General features: G+C 61.1%; 16 protein-coding genes. All 16 read right to left on the reverse strand.

Features of this window, described 5'->3' with window-relative positions; translation table 11 throughout:
* Positions 1-8 precede the first annotated feature (8 nt).
* The 16 genes from EIC84_RS19160 to EIC84_RS19235 all read right to left on the reverse strand — a co-directional run bounded on the left by EIC84_RS19160 (position 9) and on the right by EIC84_RS19235 (position 17,389).
* Positions 9-1,598 carry an amidase gene (locus EIC84_RS19160; RefSeq protein WP_004341308.1) on the reverse strand — a complete coding sequence of 530 codons (1,590 nt, stop codon included), beginning with the start codon at positions 1,596-1,598 and terminating at the stop codon, positions 9-11.
* Positions 1,599-3,164 carry an amidase gene (locus EIC84_RS19165; RefSeq protein ID WP_004341310.1) on the reverse strand — a complete coding sequence of 522 codons (1,566 nt, stop codon included), beginning with the start codon at positions 3,162-3,164 and terminating at the stop codon, positions 1,599-1,601.
* Positions 3,165-3,264: 100 nt separating this feature from the next.
* The gene (locus tag EIC84_RS19170) at positions 3,265-4,419 is read right to left on the reverse strand and encodes an acetyl-CoA C-acetyltransferase (RefSeq protein ID WP_004341312.1); all 1,155 of its coding nucleotides are present in this window, start codon (positions 4,417-4,419) and stop codon (positions 3,265-3,267) included.
* Positions 4,416-5,555 carry an acyl-CoA dehydrogenase family protein gene (locus EIC84_RS19175; RefSeq protein WP_004341314.1) on the reverse strand — a complete coding sequence of 380 codons (1,140 nt, stop codon included), beginning with the start codon at positions 5,553-5,555 and terminating at the stop codon, positions 4,416-4,418. Before EIC84_RS19175 ends, EIC84_RS19170 begins: the two co-directional genes overlap by 4 nt.
* A 17-nt stretch (positions 5,556-5,572) precedes the next feature.
* Positions 5,573-6,727 carry an acyl-CoA dehydrogenase family protein gene (locus EIC84_RS19180; protein WP_004341316.1) on the reverse strand — a complete coding sequence of 385 codons (1,155 nt, stop codon included), beginning with the start codon at positions 6,725-6,727 and terminating at the stop codon, positions 5,573-5,575.
* A 28-nt stretch (positions 6,728-6,755) separates the two neighbouring features.
* Entirely contained in the window at positions 6,756-7,514 is a 759-nt protein-coding gene (locus EIC84_RS19185) for an enoyl-CoA hydratase family protein (RefSeq protein ID WP_004341319.1), read from the reverse strand.
* Between the two features lie 22 nt (positions 7,515-7,536).
* Entirely contained in the window at positions 7,537-8,625 is a 1,089-nt protein-coding gene (locus EIC84_RS19190) for a nitronate monooxygenase family protein (RefSeq protein ID WP_004341321.1), read from the reverse strand.
* Positions 8,622-9,524, reverse strand: coding sequence for an enoyl-CoA hydratase (locus tag EIC84_RS19195; protein ID WP_004341324.1), 903 nt, complete (start codon positions 9,522-9,524; stop codon positions 8,622-8,624). Before EIC84_RS19195 ends, EIC84_RS19190 begins: the two co-directional genes overlap by 4 nt.
* Before the next feature lies 1 nt (position 9,525).
* Positions 9,526-10,296 (reverse strand): CoA-transferase subunit beta, encoded by a 771-nt coding sequence (locus tag EIC84_RS19200; protein WP_004341328.1) that lies wholly within the window; start codon positions 10,294-10,296, stop codon positions 9,526-9,528.
* A gap of 12 nt (positions 10,297-10,308) precedes the next feature.
* The gene (locus EIC84_RS19205; RefSeq protein ID WP_004341330.1) at positions 10,309-11,187 is read right to left on the reverse strand and encodes a CoA transferase subunit A; all 879 of its coding nucleotides are present in this window, start codon (positions 11,185-11,187) and stop codon (positions 10,309-10,311) included.
* Between the two features lie 16 nt (positions 11,188-11,203).
* Entirely contained in the window at positions 11,204-12,106 is a 903-nt protein-coding gene (locus tag EIC84_RS19210; RefSeq protein ID WP_034363665.1) for a VOC family protein, read from the reverse strand.
* Between the two features lie 294 nt (positions 12,107-12,400).
* Positions 12,401-13,483 (reverse strand): alkene reductase, encoded by a 1,083-nt coding sequence (locus EIC84_RS19215; RefSeq protein WP_004341337.1) that lies wholly within the window; start codon positions 13,481-13,483, stop codon positions 12,401-12,403.
* Between the two features lie 9 nt (positions 13,484-13,492).
* Positions 13,493-14,140: a nuclear transport factor 2 family protein gene (locus EIC84_RS19220; RefSeq protein WP_004341341.1), complete on the reverse strand. Its 648-nt coding sequence runs from the start codon at positions 14,138-14,140 to the stop codon at positions 13,493-13,495.
* Between the two features lie 16 nt (positions 14,141-14,156).
* A complete protein-coding gene (locus EIC84_RS19225) occupies positions 14,157-14,924 on the reverse strand; it encodes an SDR family NAD(P)-dependent oxidoreductase (protein WP_004341345.1) in 768 nt (255 codons plus the stop codon).
* 12 nt (positions 14,925-14,936) lie between these two features.
* Entirely contained in the window at positions 14,937-15,668 is a 732-nt protein-coding gene (locus EIC84_RS19230; protein ID WP_004341349.1) for an SDR family NAD(P)-dependent oxidoreductase, read from the reverse strand.
* Positions 15,669-15,901: 233 nt separating this feature from the next.
* Positions 15,902-17,389 (reverse strand): short-chain fatty acyl-CoA regulator family protein, encoded by a 1,488-nt coding sequence (locus EIC84_RS19235; protein ID WP_034363669.1) that lies wholly within the window; start codon positions 17,387-17,389, stop codon positions 15,902-15,904.
* Positions 17,390-17,435: the final 46 nt, after the last annotated feature.

Raw genomic sequence — 17,435 nt, forward strand, 5'->3', positions numbered from 1 at the left:
TCTTGAAATTACGCTTTGAAGACCGACAGATCAGGCTGACGATGTGCCCAGGGAACGGCTTGTTCCAGCTGCGCGGCCAGCGCCAACAAGCGCCCTTCGCGACCGAACGGCGCAGCGAAGTGCGCGCCCACAGGCAAGTTGTCCCTGGTCCAGTGCATGGGCACAGACATGGCGGGCTGGCCTGTCATATTGAAAAGCGCGGTATAGGGCGAAGCCTTGACGGCTTCGCGCGCGAATGAGTCATAAGGCTGGTCCAGCGTCAGCACGCCCAACAGCGGTGGCGGCACAGCCATCACCGGGGTCAGAATCAAGTCGTACTTCAGAAAAAATCGGTCCAGAATCTGGCCCGCCGTATCGAAGTTGGTACGCGCCATCAGCATCTGCTCGGCGGTATAGGACTTGGCCTTTTCCAGATACAGCCAGTCCATCTGCTCTACCTCATCCTGGCGCACGGCGCGACCCAGCAGCTTTTCGCGGGCGCGGATGCTGGCCATCATGCCCACGGATGTCACCACGCCCAGGCCCGAGAACACCTCAGCCACAGGCAACTCCGGCATGTCCTCCACGATTTCATGCCCCAGCGCCAGGCAGGCCTTGATGGCCTTGTCCACCGCAGCCTGACAGTCCGCATGCACAGGAATGCCAAAATAGTTCCTGGACCAGACGGCGATCCTGAGCTTCTTGGGCGACTGCTGGAGGGCGTCCAGATAGCTGCCCTCCACGTCGCGCGGCGGCACGGTGCGCGAGCCCGGCTCGCGCCCCTGCGTCAGATCGAGCAGGTGAGCGCTGTCGCGCACGCTGCGACTGATGACATGGTTCATGGACAAGCCCATCCAGCCTTCCATATTGGCCGGACCGGCGGGCAGACGGCCGCGGCTGGGCTTGAGGCCAAACAGGCCGCAGTGCGAAGCGGGAATGCGAATGGAGCCGCCTCCGTCGCTGGCATGGGCCACGGGCACAATGCCTGCGGCAACCACCGATGCCGCACCACCCGAGGAGCCGCCCGTCGTGTGGGCAGCATTCCATGGATTGGGCGACTTGCCGTAGAGCAAGGACTCGGTCGTGGGCGTCTGGCCGAACTCGGGCGATGCCGTCTTGCCAAAGATATTGAGACCAGCCGCCTTGTAGCGTGCCACCAGGGTACTGTCGTACTCTGCCACGGCCCCCTTGAAAAAGCGGCAGCCGTTGGTAGTGACCGTTCCCTTCAGATACTGGTTCAGATCCTTGAGCAGAAAGGGCACGCCCCACATGGGCGCCCTGGCTGTGGCTTCGGCACGTGCAGCGCTGCCCAGAGCCGACATCTGCTTGGCCTGATCACGTGCCAGATCGTAGTCCTTGATGACCACTGCATTGAGCTTGGGCAAGGCCTCGGTGCGTGCAATCGCCGCTTCCAGCGCTTCCAGCGGCGTGATATCGCCCCGGCGGATCTGTTCTGCCCAGGCGTAGCCATCCACCGCCGTCGCCTCATTTTTCTTCTGTGCAGCCATTGTCGGCATGGCTGTTGCTGCGGCCACGGCACCTGCGCCCTGAATAAAGCCACGACGATCCACACCTTGATTCACTGATTCCATGCTCTCCTCCTTCTTGTTGCCGGACATTCAAGCCTTGAGTGCGGACAGGTCCGGCACGCGATGTGCCCATGGCAGGGCTTGCTCCAGCTGCGCCGCCAGACGCAGCAAGCGGCCTTCGCCACCAAACGGTGCGACAAAGTGGGAACCCACAGGGAGGTGGTCCGCCGTCCAGTGCAGCGGCACGGACATGGCCGGATGACCGCTGATGTTGAACAGCGAGGTAAACGCGGAGGAGTTCATGGCCTCGGCGGCATAGCTTTCATAGGGTTGATCGAGTCGCAGAGCGCCCAGCTTCTGTGCAGGCACCACGGTGGTGGGCGTCAGAATCAGGTCGTACCTAGACAGGAATGCATCGATCAATTGCCCCGCCTTGTCGAAGCCTGCGCGGCTGCGGTACAGATCCAGCGCCGAGGCCTTCTTCGCGGCCTGCAACGCAGCCCAGTTCAGCGGCTCCATCTCGTCTTCGCGCACAGCGCGGCCCAGCTGCTTTTCACGGTATTCAATGGCGCTGAGCAGACCTGCCGACATGCCTGCACCCATGCCACCAAAAATTTCGTTCACCGGCAGCTCCGGCATGGCCTCTTCAACAAAATGCCCCATGGCCTCGCAGGCCTTGGCCGCTTTGTCCACGGCCTCCAGGCATTCGGCATGTACGGGAATCCCGAAGTAGTTCTTGCGCCAGACGGCAATACGCAGCTTGCGCTCGGGCTGGTGCATCGCTTCAAGGTAGCCCCGAGAAACATCAGAGGGAGGTCGCACTCGCGAGCCGAACTCGGGCCCAGCACTCAAGTCCAGCAGCAAGGCTGTGTCGCGCACGCTGCGGCTGATGACGTGGTTCACCGACAAACCTGTTGCGCCATCCAGCGCTCCTGGCCCTGCAGGCACACGTCCACGACTGGGCTTGAGTCCGAACAGGCCGCAATGTGCGGCCGGTATGCGGATGGAGCCGCCACCATCGCTGGCATGACCCACGGGCAGAATGCCGGCTGCCACCACAGCGGCAGTCCCACCGGAAGAACCGCCCGTGGTATGCCCGGTGTTCCAGGGGTTGGGCGTGACGCCGTAAAGCTTTGACTCCGTGGTAGTCGTCATGCCGAACTCGGGAGATGCCGTCTTGCCAAAGATGTTGAGACCCGCAGCCTTGTAGCGCATCACCAGCGTGGAGTCCTGCGAAGCGACAGCATCCTTGAAGAAGCGGCAACCATTGCTGGTCACGGTTCCTGCCATGCTCAGACCCAGGTCCTTGAGCACAAACGGCAGACCCCACAGCGGGGCTTTGTCAGTCGCCTGTTTGCGTGCATCGCGGCCCATGGTCGAGAGCTTCTTGGCATGCTCGCGGGCCAGTTCGTAGTCTTTGATGACCACGGCATTGAGCTTGGGCAAGGCTTCAACGCGCGCAATGGCGGCATCAAGAGCCTCCAGCGGCGTGATATCGCCTTTGCGCATCTGCGCTGCCATGGTGATGGCATCGGCCTGCGCAACGGTCCTGGTGCCGACTTGAGCTTGCGCTGCTGGCAGACCCAGCGCTGCCGCCGCGGCAGTTGCTCCGGCCAGGAATGCTCTGCGATCTGAATCCGTCGCTTTGTCTTGCATGTCTTTGTCTCCGTAGATATTTTTGTGGATGACTTGCTAAGCCGCCAACACCGGAGCTCCAACGCAATACAGGCACCCAGGGGTGCCTGCATGTCTGCCGTCAGAGTCTCTCGATGATGGTCACATTGGCCTGTCCTCCACCTTCGCACATGGTCTGCAAGCCGTAGCGCCCGCCGGTGCGCTCCAGCTCGTGCAGCAGCGTGGTCATGAGCTTGGCGCCTGAGGCTCCCAGTGGATGACCGAGCGCAATCGCACCGCCGTTGACGTTGGTCCTGGCATGGTCGTAGCCGGTCTCCTTGAGCCACGCCATGACCACGGAAGCAAAGGCCTCGTTGATCTCGACCAGGTCGATGTCGGACATGGTCATGCCCGCCTTCTTGAGCGCATATTCCGTGGCTGGAATCGGCGCGGTCAGGTGCCAGATGGGGTCATCGGCGCGCACGCTCATATGGTGAATGCGAGCGCGTGGCTTGAGGTTGTAGCGCTTGAGCGCTGCTTCGGACACCACCAGCACGGCAGCCGCCGCATCGCAGGTGGAGCTTGAGACGGCTGCAGTGATGGAGGGATAGTCGGGGTCCACCGGCTCCAGCGTGGCCATCTTCTCCAGAGTCGAGAGGCGAGCGGTCTCATCCATCATGAAAACGCCAAAGGGAACGATTTCACGGTCGAAGCGGCCCTCGGCAATCGCATTCAAAGCGCGGTCGTGGCTTTCCTTGGCAAATACTTCCATGTCGGCACGACTCACGCCCCAGTGGTCTGCAATACGCTGGGCGGCGTAGAACTGGTTGACGGGTGCGTTACCGAAACGCGCCTGCCAGCCTTTGCTCTCGGCAAACGGCGTGGTAAAGCCCAGGGGCTGGCCGGCGAGCATGGCCGAGGAAATGGGAATGGCGGTCATGGTCTGCACGCCACCGGCCAGCACCACGTCCTGCGTTCCACTCATCACGGCCTGGGCCGCAAAATGAATGGCTTGCTGGGACGAGCCGCACTGGCGATCAATCGTGGTGCCCGGCACGTTCAAGGGCATGCCGGCTGCCAGCCAGGAAGTCCGGGCAATGTCGCCAGCCAGAGAACCTATGGTGTCCACGCAGCCAAAGATCACGTCGTCGTAATCGGCTGCGGGAATGTCGTTGCGCTCAACCAGCGCTTTGATCACATGGGCGCCGAGGTCGGCACCGTGCACGGTGGCAAGAGAGCCCTTGCGCTTTCCGGTAGGAGAGCGCAGCGCATCAACGATATAAGCCTGGGCGCTCATGCGGCCACCTCTTCAGCAACGTTCTTGATAGCATCTTGCGCAGAGCAGGAGGCACATGAATCGATTTCTCGATCAAAAGTCGATCCGGGGCCCACCGGGGCATTGGGACTGCGCAGCAGGCCCTGAGTCAGGCGGGCCGCGTGGTATGCCTTGTCGCCCCAGGCAGCGTCCAGCACCCAGGCGCGCTTCATGAACATCTGCAGATCGACTTCCCAGGTGTAGCCCATGGCGCCATGCACCTGCAGGCTGTTGCGCGCGGCAAACCAGCTCGCTTCGCTGCACTGAAGCTTGGCGTGCGAGATACGCACGGCCAGATCGGGTTCACCGTGCTGCAGCGCGTAGAAGGCACGGTAGAGAACGGGTTTGGCAAACTCGATCTTGGTGACGATGTCCGACAGGTGGTGCTGCACGGCCTGAAAGCTGCCTATGACCTTGTCGAACTGCTTGCGCTGTGCCACGTAGTCCACCGAGAGATCCAGCATGCGCTGGGCCAGACCCAGCATCTGGGCAGCAGCGGCGAGTGCACCGCGCTCGCCGGCTGTGTCCCAGACCTTCTGGCCCTGAGTGCCGTCGAGCAAACGGGTGGCATCGGATGCCGTCCAGCGTACCTGTGACAGACGGCGCGAAGAGTCGATACTGCTCAGTGCCGTGATCTCGCACTGTGCAGGCCTGACCAGGTGCAACTCCAGGCCGGTGGCCGTGGCATGGGGCAGCAACAGCACATCGGCCAATGCCGCGTCCGCCACATTGAGGTTGACGGGATGGCCCACGGCCACGCGGCAGCTGCCTTCGGCAATCCTGGACAGCCAGACACGGCTCTCATGTCCTTGCGGCAATGCACACAGCATGCCCACAGCCACATAGGCGGTGTCGGTCAGGGAATCGGGCAGAGCGTAATAGCCCACCTCCTGCAGCAGCAGTGCCCAGTCCACATCGGCCATGCCCATGCCGCCATCGGCTTCGGGAGCGGACAGGCCCATCAAGCCTTGTTCTGCAATCTTGGCCCACAGCTCGGGACTGCGACCGGTCGGGGTTTCCCAGATGTCGCGCAGCAGCTCGGGGGCTGCTTCGGTCATCAGAAAGCGGCTGATCGAGTCACGGAATGCGATTTGATCTTCGGTAAAGGTGAAGTCCATGGTTGTCTCCCTGCCGATCAGGATTTGGGCAGGCCCAGCATGCGCTGAGCGATGATGTTGCGCTGGATCTCGTTGCTGCCCGCGTAGATGGGACCAGCCTGCGAGAACAGGAAACCTTCCAGCCATTCGTTGGCCTCGGCGTCATCGATGAGCTCGGCACGCGCGCCCAGAATGCGCATCGCGGTTTCGTGAATCATGATGTCCAGCTCGGACCAGACAATCTTGTTGGTGCTGGCTTCGGCGCCAATCTGTGCGCCCTTGTTAAGGCGGCCTACCGTGTGATAGGAAGACAGCGTGTATGCCTCCGCCCCCTGCCAGGCACGCAGCACAGCATCGCGAATCGAGTGATCGCGGTCGGCATCGACCTGATTGCGCAGATACAGGTCCACCAGCTTCTGCGCACTGCGCTGATAGCGGGCGGGAGAGCGCAGCAGCAGGCCGCGCTCAAAGCCGGCCGTCGCCATCGCCACATGCCAGCCCTTGCCTTCTGCACCCAGCAGGTTCTCCACGGGTACTTCGACATCGTCGAAGAAGATTTCGGCAAAGTGCTCACGACCATTGATGGCACGAATGGGACGCACGGTGATGCCGGGCGTATTCAAGGGCACCAGTATGTAGCTCAGACCATGATGGCGGCTCGATGTCGGATCACTGCGGAACAGGCCGAACACCCAGTCGGCAAAGATCGCACGGGTAGACCAGATTTTCTGACCGTTCAGGATGAATTTGTCACCCATGCGTGTGGCGCGGCTGCTGATGGCAGCCATGTCCGAGCCGGCGTTGGGCTCCGACCACCCCTGGGCCCACATATCGTCGCAGCGGGCCATACGGGGCAGAAAGCGGGCCTTCTGCTCGGGCGTGCCGAATTCCATCAGCGTGGAGCCTAACAGCAGAATGCCGTTCTGGTTCACGCGGGATGGAGCATCGGCTGCCCAGTACTCTTCTTCAAAGATCAGCCATTCGGTCAGGTCGCAGCCGCTGCCGCCCAAGTCCTTGGGCCAGGTCACGGCGCTGTAGCCGGCGCTGGCCAGCTTGGCTTCCCACTGGCGGTGCTGCTCGAAACCCTCTCGAGTGTCATAGCTCTGCAGTCGTTCCTTGGGCACATTGTTCTTGAGCCATTCACGTACCTGGGCACGGAAGGTCTTCTGCGCTGGGGTGTATGTCAAATCCATGGTTGTCTCCTCTTCGCGCTAGTGATGCTCAGAATTTGGCGTCGCGCTTTTCCACAAAGGCGCTGCGCGTCTCGGCGGAATCTGGACTCATATAGGCTTGCAGGGTGAATCCCTGCTCCCAGCGGTATTTGTCTTCGAGATTGCCGTCTTCGATGCCGGTCAGCGCCTCCTTGGCGATGCGGATCATGGCGGGGCTCTTGGCGGCAATCTTGTTGGCGATTTCCATGGCGACGTCGCGCAACTGCTCACGGGGAACAACACGCTCGATGGCCCCCAGGCGCAGGGCTTCCGCCGCAGCGATCATCTCGCCCGTAAAGAACAGATAGCGGGTCTTCTGCACGCCGAACATGCGCTGCAGATGGGCGGCACCGCCCATGGCTCCGCGGTCCACTTCAGGCAGGCCGAAAGTGGCGTCTTCCGCGGCGATCACGATGTCCGATGCCCCGCAGATACCGATGCCGCCGCCCAGCACAAAGCCGTGCACGGCCGCAATCACAGGCACCTTGTTCAGGTGCACGGCCTTGAACGTGGCGTAGTTGCCTGCGTTCACGTCGATGATGAGCTTGTCGTCGGTAGCCAGCTCCTTGATGTCCACACCCGCGCAGAAACCACGGTTCTCGGCACGGATGACGATCACGCGCACCTCGGGCCGGTCGCCCAGCGCCTGGATTTCCCGGGCCAGGCCATTCCAGCCGGCTGCATTCAAGGCATTCACGGGAGCACGGTCTATCACCAGCTCCGCCACGCCGTTGTCATGAATATTGGAGTGAAATTGTTGAGTGGACATATCCGGTCTCGTTGGCTTGTTGTTATGCGGGAGTCAATGCGTTCAATGCGTTGCGACGGTCCATGGCCTGGCGGACAATTCCGCCTATCACTTCCTCACAGCTGTCGAGCCGGCCAATCAACGCGGCCACCTGGCCGGCAGACATCACACCCTCTGCGGGATTGCCATCGACCATGGAGCGCTGCAACAACATGGGGGCATTGGCAGCCATCACGGTCTGGGCGACGGAAGACGAGTCTTCGCGCATGGCCTTCATGAAGATGCTCAAGGCCTGACCCGTGGTCATGCCGGTCTCGGCCTTCCACTGCAATGCCAGACCCAGGGCGATGCGCAAGCGCTTCATGGGGCTCGCTTTTTCGAGCATGGCCAGGTATTCGTTGGGAATCATGCGCTGGGGCATGCCATCGACCAGATGCGAGATGGCGATCTTTTCCGCATCCCTTGCAGCCAGATAGCGCTGCAACGTGGCGGCGGGCACCTTGGAATCACTGGTCATCAAGAACCGCGTGCCCATGGCAATACCCGATGCGCCATAGGCCAGAGCAGCCAGCAGGCCACGGCCGTCATAAAAGCCGCCTGCGGCAATCACGGGCACATCGACCGCATCCACTACCTGAGGCAGCAGCACCGTGGTGGGAACGCTGCCGGTATGGCCTCCCCCTTCACCGCCTTGTACGGTGATGGCATTGGCGCCCATCTCGATCGCCTTCTGAGCATGCTTCAAGGCCCCCACTGTGGGCATGCAGACGATGCCGGCATCACGCAGACGGCCGATCACCTTCTTGTCCGGACCTCGGCCGTAACTGACGGCACGCAGACGATGCTTCACAGCCAGGTCCAGCAACTGCTGAGCGTTGGGCTGGAACATATGGAAATTCAGGCCGAAAGGCTGGTCATCGGTCTCGCGCTTGACACGCAGAATTTCGGCTTCGATCCTGTCGGCGGGAATGGTGGCGCCGGCCAGAAAGCCGAAGCCGCCGGCGTTGGTAGTACCTATCACCAGATCAGCGCCCGCCACATAGCCCATGGCCGTCTGGATGACGGGGTAGCGGCACCCCAGCAGGTCGCAGATAGGAGTGCGCAGACTGCCCATATCGTTCATATTGCTCATGCCTTTGACTCTTCTTTATTGGCCTTTGCCATGGACCTGGCATCCTGGCCGCCCAGTTGCCCCATGCCCATCGCCTGACTGTGCGCGTGAGCAAAGTGGTGGTAGCCAAAAGCCATGTCCATGGTGGAACGCAGGCCCTGCAGCTCCTCGGCCTTGTTGACGACCATCTTGGTCAGCGCCAGGCCCAGACGCGGCTGGGCCGCCATGCGCTGGGCCATGGCATAGACCTGATCCTGCAGCTCGGCACGCGGAACCACGCGGTTGACCATGCCCATCTGATAGGCGCGCTCTGCCGGCATGCGCTCGCCCAGCAGCAGGAACTCCTTGGCAATACGCGGATGCAGTTCGTGGGCGTGGGCGAAGTACTCCACACCGGGGATGCCCATGCGCACCACGGGATCCTGGAAAAACGCATCGTCGCTGGCCACGATCAGGTCGCAGACCCAGGCCAGCATCAGACCGCCCGCCACGCATGCCCCCTGCACCATGGCAATCATGGGTTTGGGGATGTCGCGCCAGCGCCGGCACATGCCCAGGTAGACCTCCTGCTCACGGGCAAACAGCTGCTCGCCGCCGGGCTTGTTGGTGTGATCCCACCACAGGTGTGCACGGTCAAAGGACTTGTTGATGTCTCGGCCGGGCGTGCCGATATCGTGACCCGCACTGAAGTGCTTGCCTTCGCCGCGCAGCACGATGACCTTGACGCGATCGTCATCGGTCGCCTTGCGAAATGCAGCATCCAACGCATAGGTCATCTGCGAGTTCTGCACGTTGTTGAACGTGGGCCGATTCATGGTGACCGTGGCAATGCCGTTGTCCACGCTATAGAGAACGGGCTCGTCCGTTTCATAGACGGCTTTGTCCTCGCGTGTCACAAATTCGCTGGATGCATCATCCATATCAGACTCCCATGGCCGTAGCGCGCAGATTGTGCGGATCGAGCTGAGCCAGCAAGGCCAGTTGCTCGGGCGTGGGATCAGGTGTCACACCCACGCTCTCGGGAACATGGATCGGAAAGCCCGTGGCCTCCTTGACCTGCACCGCCGTCACGCCGGGATGCAGCGACACCAGGCGCACTTGATGACTGGGTCCGCCAAAGTCCATCACACACAGATTGGTGAAGATGAAGCGAATGTCGGTGGTCTCCTCCAGCGTCCAGCCCTTGGCCAGGCGCGCAGGGTTGTAGCCCACGCTGCCCACGGCATCGACCTCACCCGGGACAAAAACCTTGGTGCTGTGGTTGGGCACAAAGAAGGAATTCGCGTGGTTGATCGAATTGCCGGGGAAGCCGCGCACCCCCAGCATCATGGACTTGGGACGAGCGTAGTCGCTGCCCACCATGGAAATATTGCCCTGACCGAAGCGGTCCACCTGCACGGGACCCACCATGGCGTGGCGCTTGCCTCCCCAGACGTTGTCGAAGATGCGCGAGAAACCCATCCAGCTTTCACGCTTGATCTTGTATTCACCTCGTGGACCTACGGGCACGGGTTCATTGACCACCCAGGCTTCAGAGTCCGTCATCATCAGATCGGTGTTGATGGAACGCATGCACAGCGAAGCCGCCAGACGTGGCACCAGGCCAATGCCGGTGGCCAACACCTCGCCGTCGTTTTCCCAGGCACGTGCCGCGGCGCAGATGACGCGATCTACCAATGCAATTTCACTCATCTCTGTGCCTCCTCAGAACACGGGCAAGGGCAGGCGCTTGATTGCTTCCATGCCACCCACTTTTTCCAGATATTCCTGCTCCGTGCACTGCACGTATTTCTGCTGGTAGCTGCTCCAGCCGCCCTCCTCCTTGCTGCTGGCCGCGTATTCCTTGAAGTGCTTGACATCAAAGCCATACAGAGGAGCGCAGGACGATGGGTGAGCACCGCCGGGCAGATGCACGACACCTGTGGTTTCAGAGCGCTCCCAGAACACCAGGCGAGCGGCTTGCTCCGACTCGAAGCTGCTGGACTCGACCAGTTCGTCGCAGCTCACAAACGTATTGGTTGCGGCTCGCGCAAACAGGTCGTCCATATAGATATCGGGACCGGCAATCTGGCAGACACCGCGAGAGTCCGCGCGATCCACGTGCAGCAGGGCCACATCCAGATTGATGGCGGGCATCGCCACCCACTCCTTGCCGTCGTAGGGCGATTCGATAAGGCGAATGGAGCTGTTGTGCTTGAGCACATCGGTGCCCAGACCGACTCGGGTGGGAATATAGGGAATGCGCATGCCGGCAGCCTTCAGGCCCAGCACCATATGACCTTCGTCAATTTCCATGACCTCGATCTCACCACTCTGGCGGGCCTTGCGAAAGTACGGCTCCAGCGGGATGAAGTCCAGCGACACGAAGGCGAAGATCAACTTCTTGACCTTGCCTGCCGCACACAGCATGCCCACATCGGCACCGCCATAGGCCACCACGGTCAGATCCTTGACGGGGCTGCGCAGCAGCTCGCGCACCAGAGCCATGGGCTTGCGCCGGGGCCCCCAGCCACCAATCCCGATCGCCATGCCGTCCTTGATGGATGCCACAACGTCCTTCGCTGTCATCAATTTATTGGCCATGTCTCCAAGCCTCCTATCAGTTGTTTTCAGGGCGGCCCACGCTGAAGTCGTGCCCCCAGAGGCTTACGGTCGTGAACTCGTGCGTGATGTGGTGTTCCCAGTCGATGATGGCGCCGCCATAGCCGAACTCCAGGTCGAAGTTGGAGGGCGTCTTCATGTAGAACGAGATCATCTTGTCGTTGGTGTGCTGACCCAGAGTGGCAGAGAGCTTGACCTGGCTCTTTTGCATGCGGTCCATGGCACGGCCCACTTCGGGCATGTTGTCCACCTCCACCATCACGTGCACGCAACCCGAGGGAGAAGGGAATTCGGCCAGCGCCAGGCTGTGGTGACGAGCGTTGGCGCAGTGGAAGAAGTGAATTCGGACCGTAGGGCCGGCATCGCCTGCGGGCTTGAAGTTGTAAATATCCGAGAGGCCAAAGCCCAGCACATTGCGCACAAAGGCCACGGTCTTGTCAAAGTCGGGAGCAGGCAGCACGGTGTGGCCCAGACCATAGTCACCGGTGATGAAACGCGACACGCCCTGGGGCGATGCGAAATGGCTGAAGTCGGACTTGAAGCCCCAGACGATCTCATGACGGTTTCCGGACGGATCCATCACGATGGCCAACTCCTGCACATGGCGCTTGGCACACAGTTCGTGGCTGCCCATTTCGTAGTGCACATCAGCGGCCTGCAACACCTCGAGCGCCTGCTCGAAGGCTTGCTTGTTGGCCACTTCCCAACCGGATGCGGAGTATCTGTCATTGCTGCCAGGTTGAACCTGGAAGCGGAACTGACGCTCATCCATCTTGATCAGCAGATCGCCATCGGCAGTGGTGCTCGGCATCATGCCAAGCACGTCACGTGCGTAGCTGACCCAGCGATCCAAATCAGAGCTCTCGGCAACAACGTACGCTAGTCCACGTATTTCCATCATGATGTCGGGGCCTCCAACCCAAATCCTTTAGTGATGCAGAGGATTCTGAAGAGGAGAGCCTTTGCAAACATCGTCCATTGAGACTAACGATTTGCCGCTTCATCACCCAAATTTAATAGCACTCATACAAGAATCAGCATGTATTTCAGCGGAATAGACTAGATTGCTTTCAACCTTTTGAAACAGGCCGAACCGACACCCTTGCGACAGCCGTGAAAACCCTCGGTACAAAAAAAAAGGCCGCACCCCCATGCGGGAATGCGGCCAACACGATGAACTCAGTTTCTTGATGGATCAGACGGTCTGCACTTCCTCTGCAGACGCATAGTCGTTGTAGCCCCTGGCACCAGGGGTGTAGAGCGTGTTGCGGTCAAACCTGGCCAAAGGCAGGCCCTGGCGCATGCGCTGCACAAGATCGGGGTTGGCGATGAAATGCCGCGCAAAAGATACCGCCTTGCCCTCGCCTGCCTGCAACGCGGCTTCGGCGCTTTGCGCATCAAAGCCATCGTTGAGAATCAGGTTCTCGCCAAAGTTCTCACGCGCCAGCTTGAAGGCATCGATTGAAGGATCGAAGACTGCACGCATCACATGCAGATAGGCAATGCCCAGCTTGGCGGCCTGACGCATCAGCTCGGCATGGGTTGCCGCGGAGTTTTCATCCGCTGTGTCATTGAAGGTGTTGCCGGGGTTCAGGCGCAGCCCCACGCGATCGATGCCGATGGCCTCTCCCATGGAGCCAAGGCATTCCACGGCGAAACGTGAGCGGCTGCTGGCGTTGCCACCATATTCATCGGTACGCTGATTGGTACTGGAATGCAGGAACTGCAGACTCAGATAGCCGCTGGTGCCATGCAGCTCGACGCCGTCAAAGCCCGCATCCATGGCGCGCCGAGCAGCCGCAGCATGCCCGGCAATCGCCTTGCGCACTTCTTCGGTGGTCAATGCCTGGGGCTGGTCGAAATCCTGCATGCCTGCCGCATCGGTCCAGATCTTGCCCTGAGCCTGAATGGCGGACGCCGATACGGAACGCACACCAGCGGGTTTGATATGGCTGCTGCCGATACGACCGGAGTGCATGATCTGCAGCACGATGGATCCGCCACGCGCATGCACGGCGTCCGTCACACGGCGCCAGCCGCGCACATGAGCGGCAGTTTCGATGCCGGGCTGACGACAGTAGGCTTGACCCGTGACCTCGGGCCAGGCCCCTTCAGCCACGATCAGGCCGGCATCAGCGCGCTGGCCATAGTGCTCGGCCATGATGTCGGTGGGCGTGCCATCGGCATCGGCGCGGTTGCGCGTCATGGGGGCCATGACCACGCGGTTCTGCAGAGCAATCTTGCCCAGCTGGATGGGAGTGAAAAGCGTTTGACTCATGCCGGCTCCTTAGCGCACACGCATGCGCGGCGCAGGTGTGCCACGGCGCATGCTTTTGAGGAACTGCTCCAGCGGCGCGGGCGCGGCCACTTGCGGCAACTCATCCTTGTCGGGGCGCTGGGCCCAGAACTCCTTCCAGCTCGGGAACAGGTCGTGGAAAGCGCCATGGTAGGGCTCACGACCGGGCCAGCGCATCTTCATGTCGCCAATCGGTGGCTTGTTCAGATCCGTGGCATACCAGTAACAGGGCAGACGACGACGGAAGTACCACTGGCCGTCAATGCGCTCGTAGTCGTCCCAGTACAGCATCTGCATGATGACCCACTCGGCACCGCATTCATGCTCGTTCTTGGAGTAGACCACGCCGGTGGCGTGATCTCGATCCACAAACTCGATGATGTGCTGGCCCAGGTGGTGCGAGGTTCCCGTGAACTGGTCACGCAGCGTGCTGTCCTGCCAGGCCATGAAATGCGCCCGCCCCACTTTTTCCTTGCCCACCTTGATATCGGGAGCGAACAGGTTCACATGGGCGTCCATGTCGCGCATGTCCAGCGACAGGGAATACTTGCCAGCCAGTTGACGAATCGCATCCAGCGACTCCAGCCTGTCGATACGCTCTTCCAGCGTTTGTGGCCACTGATTCACGGGTTCACTCATCTCTTCAGCCTCTTTCTTACAGTGCCGTCACCAGCACCGCGGAGCGGCCGCCATCCACGGGCAAGGCGGCACCTGTCACATAGCTGGCCTCGTCGCTGGCCAGAAACAGCACGGCATTGGCCAGCTCGCCGGACTGACCCACGCGCCCCATGGGAATGAGTTTTTCGGTGTTCTTGCGCGATGCCTCATCAGCCAGCATGCCGGCCGTGGCAGGCGTTTCCACCACCGCCGGGATCACCACGTTCACGCGGATGCCTGCTGCAGCACCTTCGGCAGCCGCTGCACGCGAAAAGTTGATGATGGCCGCCTTGGCTGCCGAGTAACCCGACATAAAAGGTGTGCCCAGCGTGCCGCAGATGGAGCTGATATTGACGATGGAACCACCCTTGGGCCCCATCAGCTTCAGCGCAGTACGCGTTCCCCAGAAAGTGCCGTCCACCGATGTGCTGAAGTTGGCATGCCAGTCTGCCGTGGTCATGCCGTCGATGCCACCCCAGGTGTAGGCCATGGCGTTGTTGACCAGAATGTCCAGGCTGCCATGCTTTTTGGCAGTCTGCTCCAGCGCTCCGACAAACTGGGCTTCGTTGCCCACGTCGGCCACGATGGCCTCGGCACTGCCGCCTGCAGCCTTGATCCTGGCCACGACTTCGTCGAGAGGCTGCTTGCGGCGGCCGCAGATCACCACGGTTGCCCCCTCCTGTGCGAAACGCTCAGCCGTTGCGGCGCCGATACCGGAGCCACCACCGGTCACAAACGCAATCTTTCCTTCCAGACGCTTGCTCATGCTTGTCTCTCCTTAGAGGAAGGCGCTGCCGCCGTTGACTGCCACGTTCTGCCCCGTCACAAAGCCGCTGTCGTCGCTGGCCAGGAACACTGCCACCTTGGCGATGTCTTCTGGCTCAGCCATGCGGCCCATGGGCACGCCGGCGATGATGGCATCGGCCCACTCCTGGGGAATGCCCTGCATCATGGGCGTGTTGGTGGGTCCGGGAACCAGTGTGTTCACACGGATCTTCTTGGACGCCAGCTCCTTGGCCATGCCACGGGTCAAGCCCATCAGGGCGGCCTTGGAAGCGCAATAGTGCGCCGGACCGTCACCGCTGACAGCCGAGGTGCTGGAGATATTGACGATGGCACCGCCCTTGCCTTCCTGCATCTGCTTGACGGCGGCACGGGCGCAGTAGAACGCGCCGTTCAGGTTCACGCCAATCACGCGCTCCCAGGTCGCGTCAGGAATATCGGCAAACTGGTCCACCGAGCCTACGCCGGCGTTGTTCACCAGCACGTCGACGGCGCCCAGCTTTTCGCGGATTTCGACAAACAGCGCATCAACCGCAGCGCTGTCAGCCACATTGGAGGAACGGGCCAGATGCTTGCTGCCCTTGCCTTCCAGGGTCTGCCTGGCTGCTTCTTCATTCAAGTCCACGGCCACCACAGTGGCTCCTTCATCGGCAAAACGCTGTGCAATCGCTCGCCCCATGCCCTGGCCCGCCCCCGTGACCACGGCAACTTTTCCGGCTAAACGCATTCTTGTCTCCTTGTTGATGTGCAATCAAAACTTGGAGACAGCGTATGAAGAAATCGCCCTCAGCCCATCGTCCAAGAAGACTAAGCAAATTTTCTCGGAAAGCTATCAAATAAATAGCAATAAATACAATACAGATTTCTGCTCCAATGCATTTTCACACCTGTTAATCAGTTGGTGACAGCAATCCAGCGTCAGATGCATCCTCTCAACTTCACCACACATGGCAGCAGCAACTAACCGCCATAGGGGACAAATCCGCTCTCGTTTTCATTGACTTTGAGCGGTTTGGCTACGTACGGAAAAGCACGTTGCGGGCAAGCGCTGCGCTCGCATACCTTGCAGCCCATGCCGATAGGTGTGGCCGCTCCTATATTGCGCAAATCCATGCCTTGGGAATACACCAGCCGCGCGGCGTGCTGCAAGTCGCAGCCCAGGCCGATGGAGAAGGTCTTGCCTGGAGCCCCCCAGCCCTGGCCAGCATGGCTGATGGTGCGAGCAATCCACAGGTAGACGCGCCCGTCCGGCATGCTGGCGAGCTGGGGCACTATGCGGCCCGGCTGGGTAAAAGCCTCGTACACCACCCACAACGGGCAGGTGCCGCCTGTCTTGGAGAAATGAAAATGCGTGGCCGACTGGCGCTTGCTGATATTGCCGGCCCGGTCCACTCGTATAAAGAAGAACGGCACACCCGGCGCATCGCTTCGCTGCAGGGTTGAGAGACGATGGCAGACGGTCTCGAAGCCCACACCGAAGTGCTTTGCCAGCAAGTCTATGTCGTAGCGCAGGCCTTCGGCTGCACGCAAGAACTCCCCATATGGCAGCACAAATGCCCCGGCTACATAATTGGCCAGCCCCATGCGTGCCAGCCGGCGCGTGGCCTCGTCCTGCCAGGGCACGCTTTGCAGCTCCCTTTCAATCAGTGAATCAAACTCCAGCAGCGCCAGTTGCGTAGCCAGCTGAAATGCCTGCTGCATGGGACTCAGCTGCGGAGCCACATACAAGGTGCGCGTGAGCGCATCGTAGCGCCTATGGCTGCCCGCTTTCTCAGCGGTCCCGACATGAGCATGCAGAACCAATACACCATGTCGTGCCTGCAGCCGGTATTGCAGCCAATCATGCAGATGACCGCCTTGCTCTGCAGCCTGCCGAGCCAGCGCTTCAGCTGCACGATCAAGCGCATCAAGGTAATTGCGGTGGGAAAAAAAGAAATCACGCACCGCCTCGAACGGCATCTGGCGCAAGGGCTCAGCCAGCAGGCCTGCCATTGCGCCATTCCCGGCGACACCTCTGTGAACTGAGGTGTCGGCATCCGGCCCGGCGCGGCCATCACCCAGATGGGCGGTCAAGGCCTCCAGCCGCTCGGCGTCTGCCAGGTGACGCTGGTGCATGGCCAGCAGCATCTGTGCCAACTGCGGCAGCTTGGCTGCGACCTCACGCAGCTCGGGAAGCGGCACCGAGCCTTCTGGCTGAGGCATGGCGGCCACCGCATCGCGCAGCTGCGCCAGCAAGCGGGCCTCCTCATCCTCGGAGAACTGCTGGATATCGACGCCCAGCACCCGGTGAATCTTGAGCAGCACGGCCACCGTGAGCGGGCGCTGATCCTGCTCGATCTGATTCAGATAGCTCGGTGACAACTCCAGCGCCTGGGCCAGCGCAGCCTGCGTAAGACCACGCTCGGCACGCAGGCTGCGCAGACGCACGCCCATGAATGTCTTGGCCACTTACCTGCTCCCTATTGCCGGCTCCAAAGATTCGCAAAATTTGCAA

Origin of the sequence: Comamonas sp. A23, assembly GCF_004522605.1 — a bacterium.
In the GTDB taxonomy this organism is placed as follows: Bacteria; Pseudomonadota; Gammaproteobacteria; order Burkholderiales; family Burkholderiaceae_C; genus Comamonas; species Comamonas thiooxydans.

Excerpts from the sequence above, each read along its gene's own strand:
- EIC84_RS19225 (WP_004341345.1), bottom strand. The coding sequence starts at position 14,924 with ATGAGCAAGCGTCTGGAAGGAAAGATTGCGTTTGTGACCGGTGGTGGC.
- EIC84_RS19185 (WP_004341319.1), bottom strand. The coding sequence starts at position 7,514 with ATGTCCACTCAACAATTTCACTCCAATATTCATGACAACGGCGTGGCG.
- EIC84_RS19175 (WP_004341314.1), bottom strand. The coding sequence starts at position 5,555 with ATGGACTTCACCTTTACCGAAGATCAAATCGCATTCCGTGACTCGATC.
- EIC84_RS19205 (WP_004341330.1), bottom strand. The coding sequence starts at position 11,187 with ATGGCCAATAAATTGATGACAGCGAAGGACGTTGTGGCATCCATCAAG.
- EIC84_RS19160 (WP_004341308.1), bottom strand. The coding sequence starts at position 1,598 with ATGTCCGGCAACAAGAAGGAGGAGAGCATGGAATCAGTGAATCAAGGT.
- EIC84_RS19215 (WP_004341337.1), bottom strand. The coding sequence starts at position 13,483 with ATGAGTCAAACGCTTTTCACTCCCATCCAGCTGGGCAAGATTGCTCTG.
- EIC84_RS19190 (WP_004341321.1), bottom strand. The coding sequence starts at position 8,625 with ATGAGCAATATGAACGATATGGGCAGTCTGCGCACTCCTATCTGCGAC.
- EIC84_RS19200 (WP_004341328.1), bottom strand. The coding sequence starts at position 10,296 with ATGAGTGAAATTGCATTGGTAGATCGCGTCATCTGCGCCGCGGCACGT.
- EIC84_RS19170 (WP_004341312.1), bottom strand. The coding sequence starts at position 4,419 with ATGAGCGCCCAGGCTTATATCGTTGATGCGCTGCGCTCTCCTACCGGA.
- EIC84_RS19220 (WP_004341341.1), bottom strand. The coding sequence starts at position 14,140 with ATGAGTGAACCCGTGAATCAGTGGCCACAAACGCTGGAAGAGCGTATC.
- EIC84_RS19210 (WP_034363665.1), bottom strand. The coding sequence starts at position 12,106 with ATGATGGAAATACGTGGACTAGCGTACGTTGTTGCCGAGAGCTCTGAT.
- EIC84_RS19230 (WP_004341349.1), bottom strand. The coding sequence starts at position 15,668 with ATGCGTTTAGCCGGAAAAGTTGCCGTGGTCACGGGGGCGGGCCAGGGC.
- EIC84_RS19165 (WP_004341310.1), bottom strand. The coding sequence starts at position 3,164 with ATGCAAGACAAAGCGACGGATTCAGATCGCAGAGCATTCCTGGCCGGA.
- EIC84_RS19195 (WP_004341324.1), bottom strand. The coding sequence starts at position 9,524 with ATGGATGATGCATCCAGCGAATTTGTGACACGCGAGGACAAAGCCGTC.
- EIC84_RS19180 (WP_004341316.1), bottom strand. The coding sequence starts at position 6,727 with ATGGATTTGACATACACCCCAGCGCAGAAGACCTTCCGTGCCCAGGTA.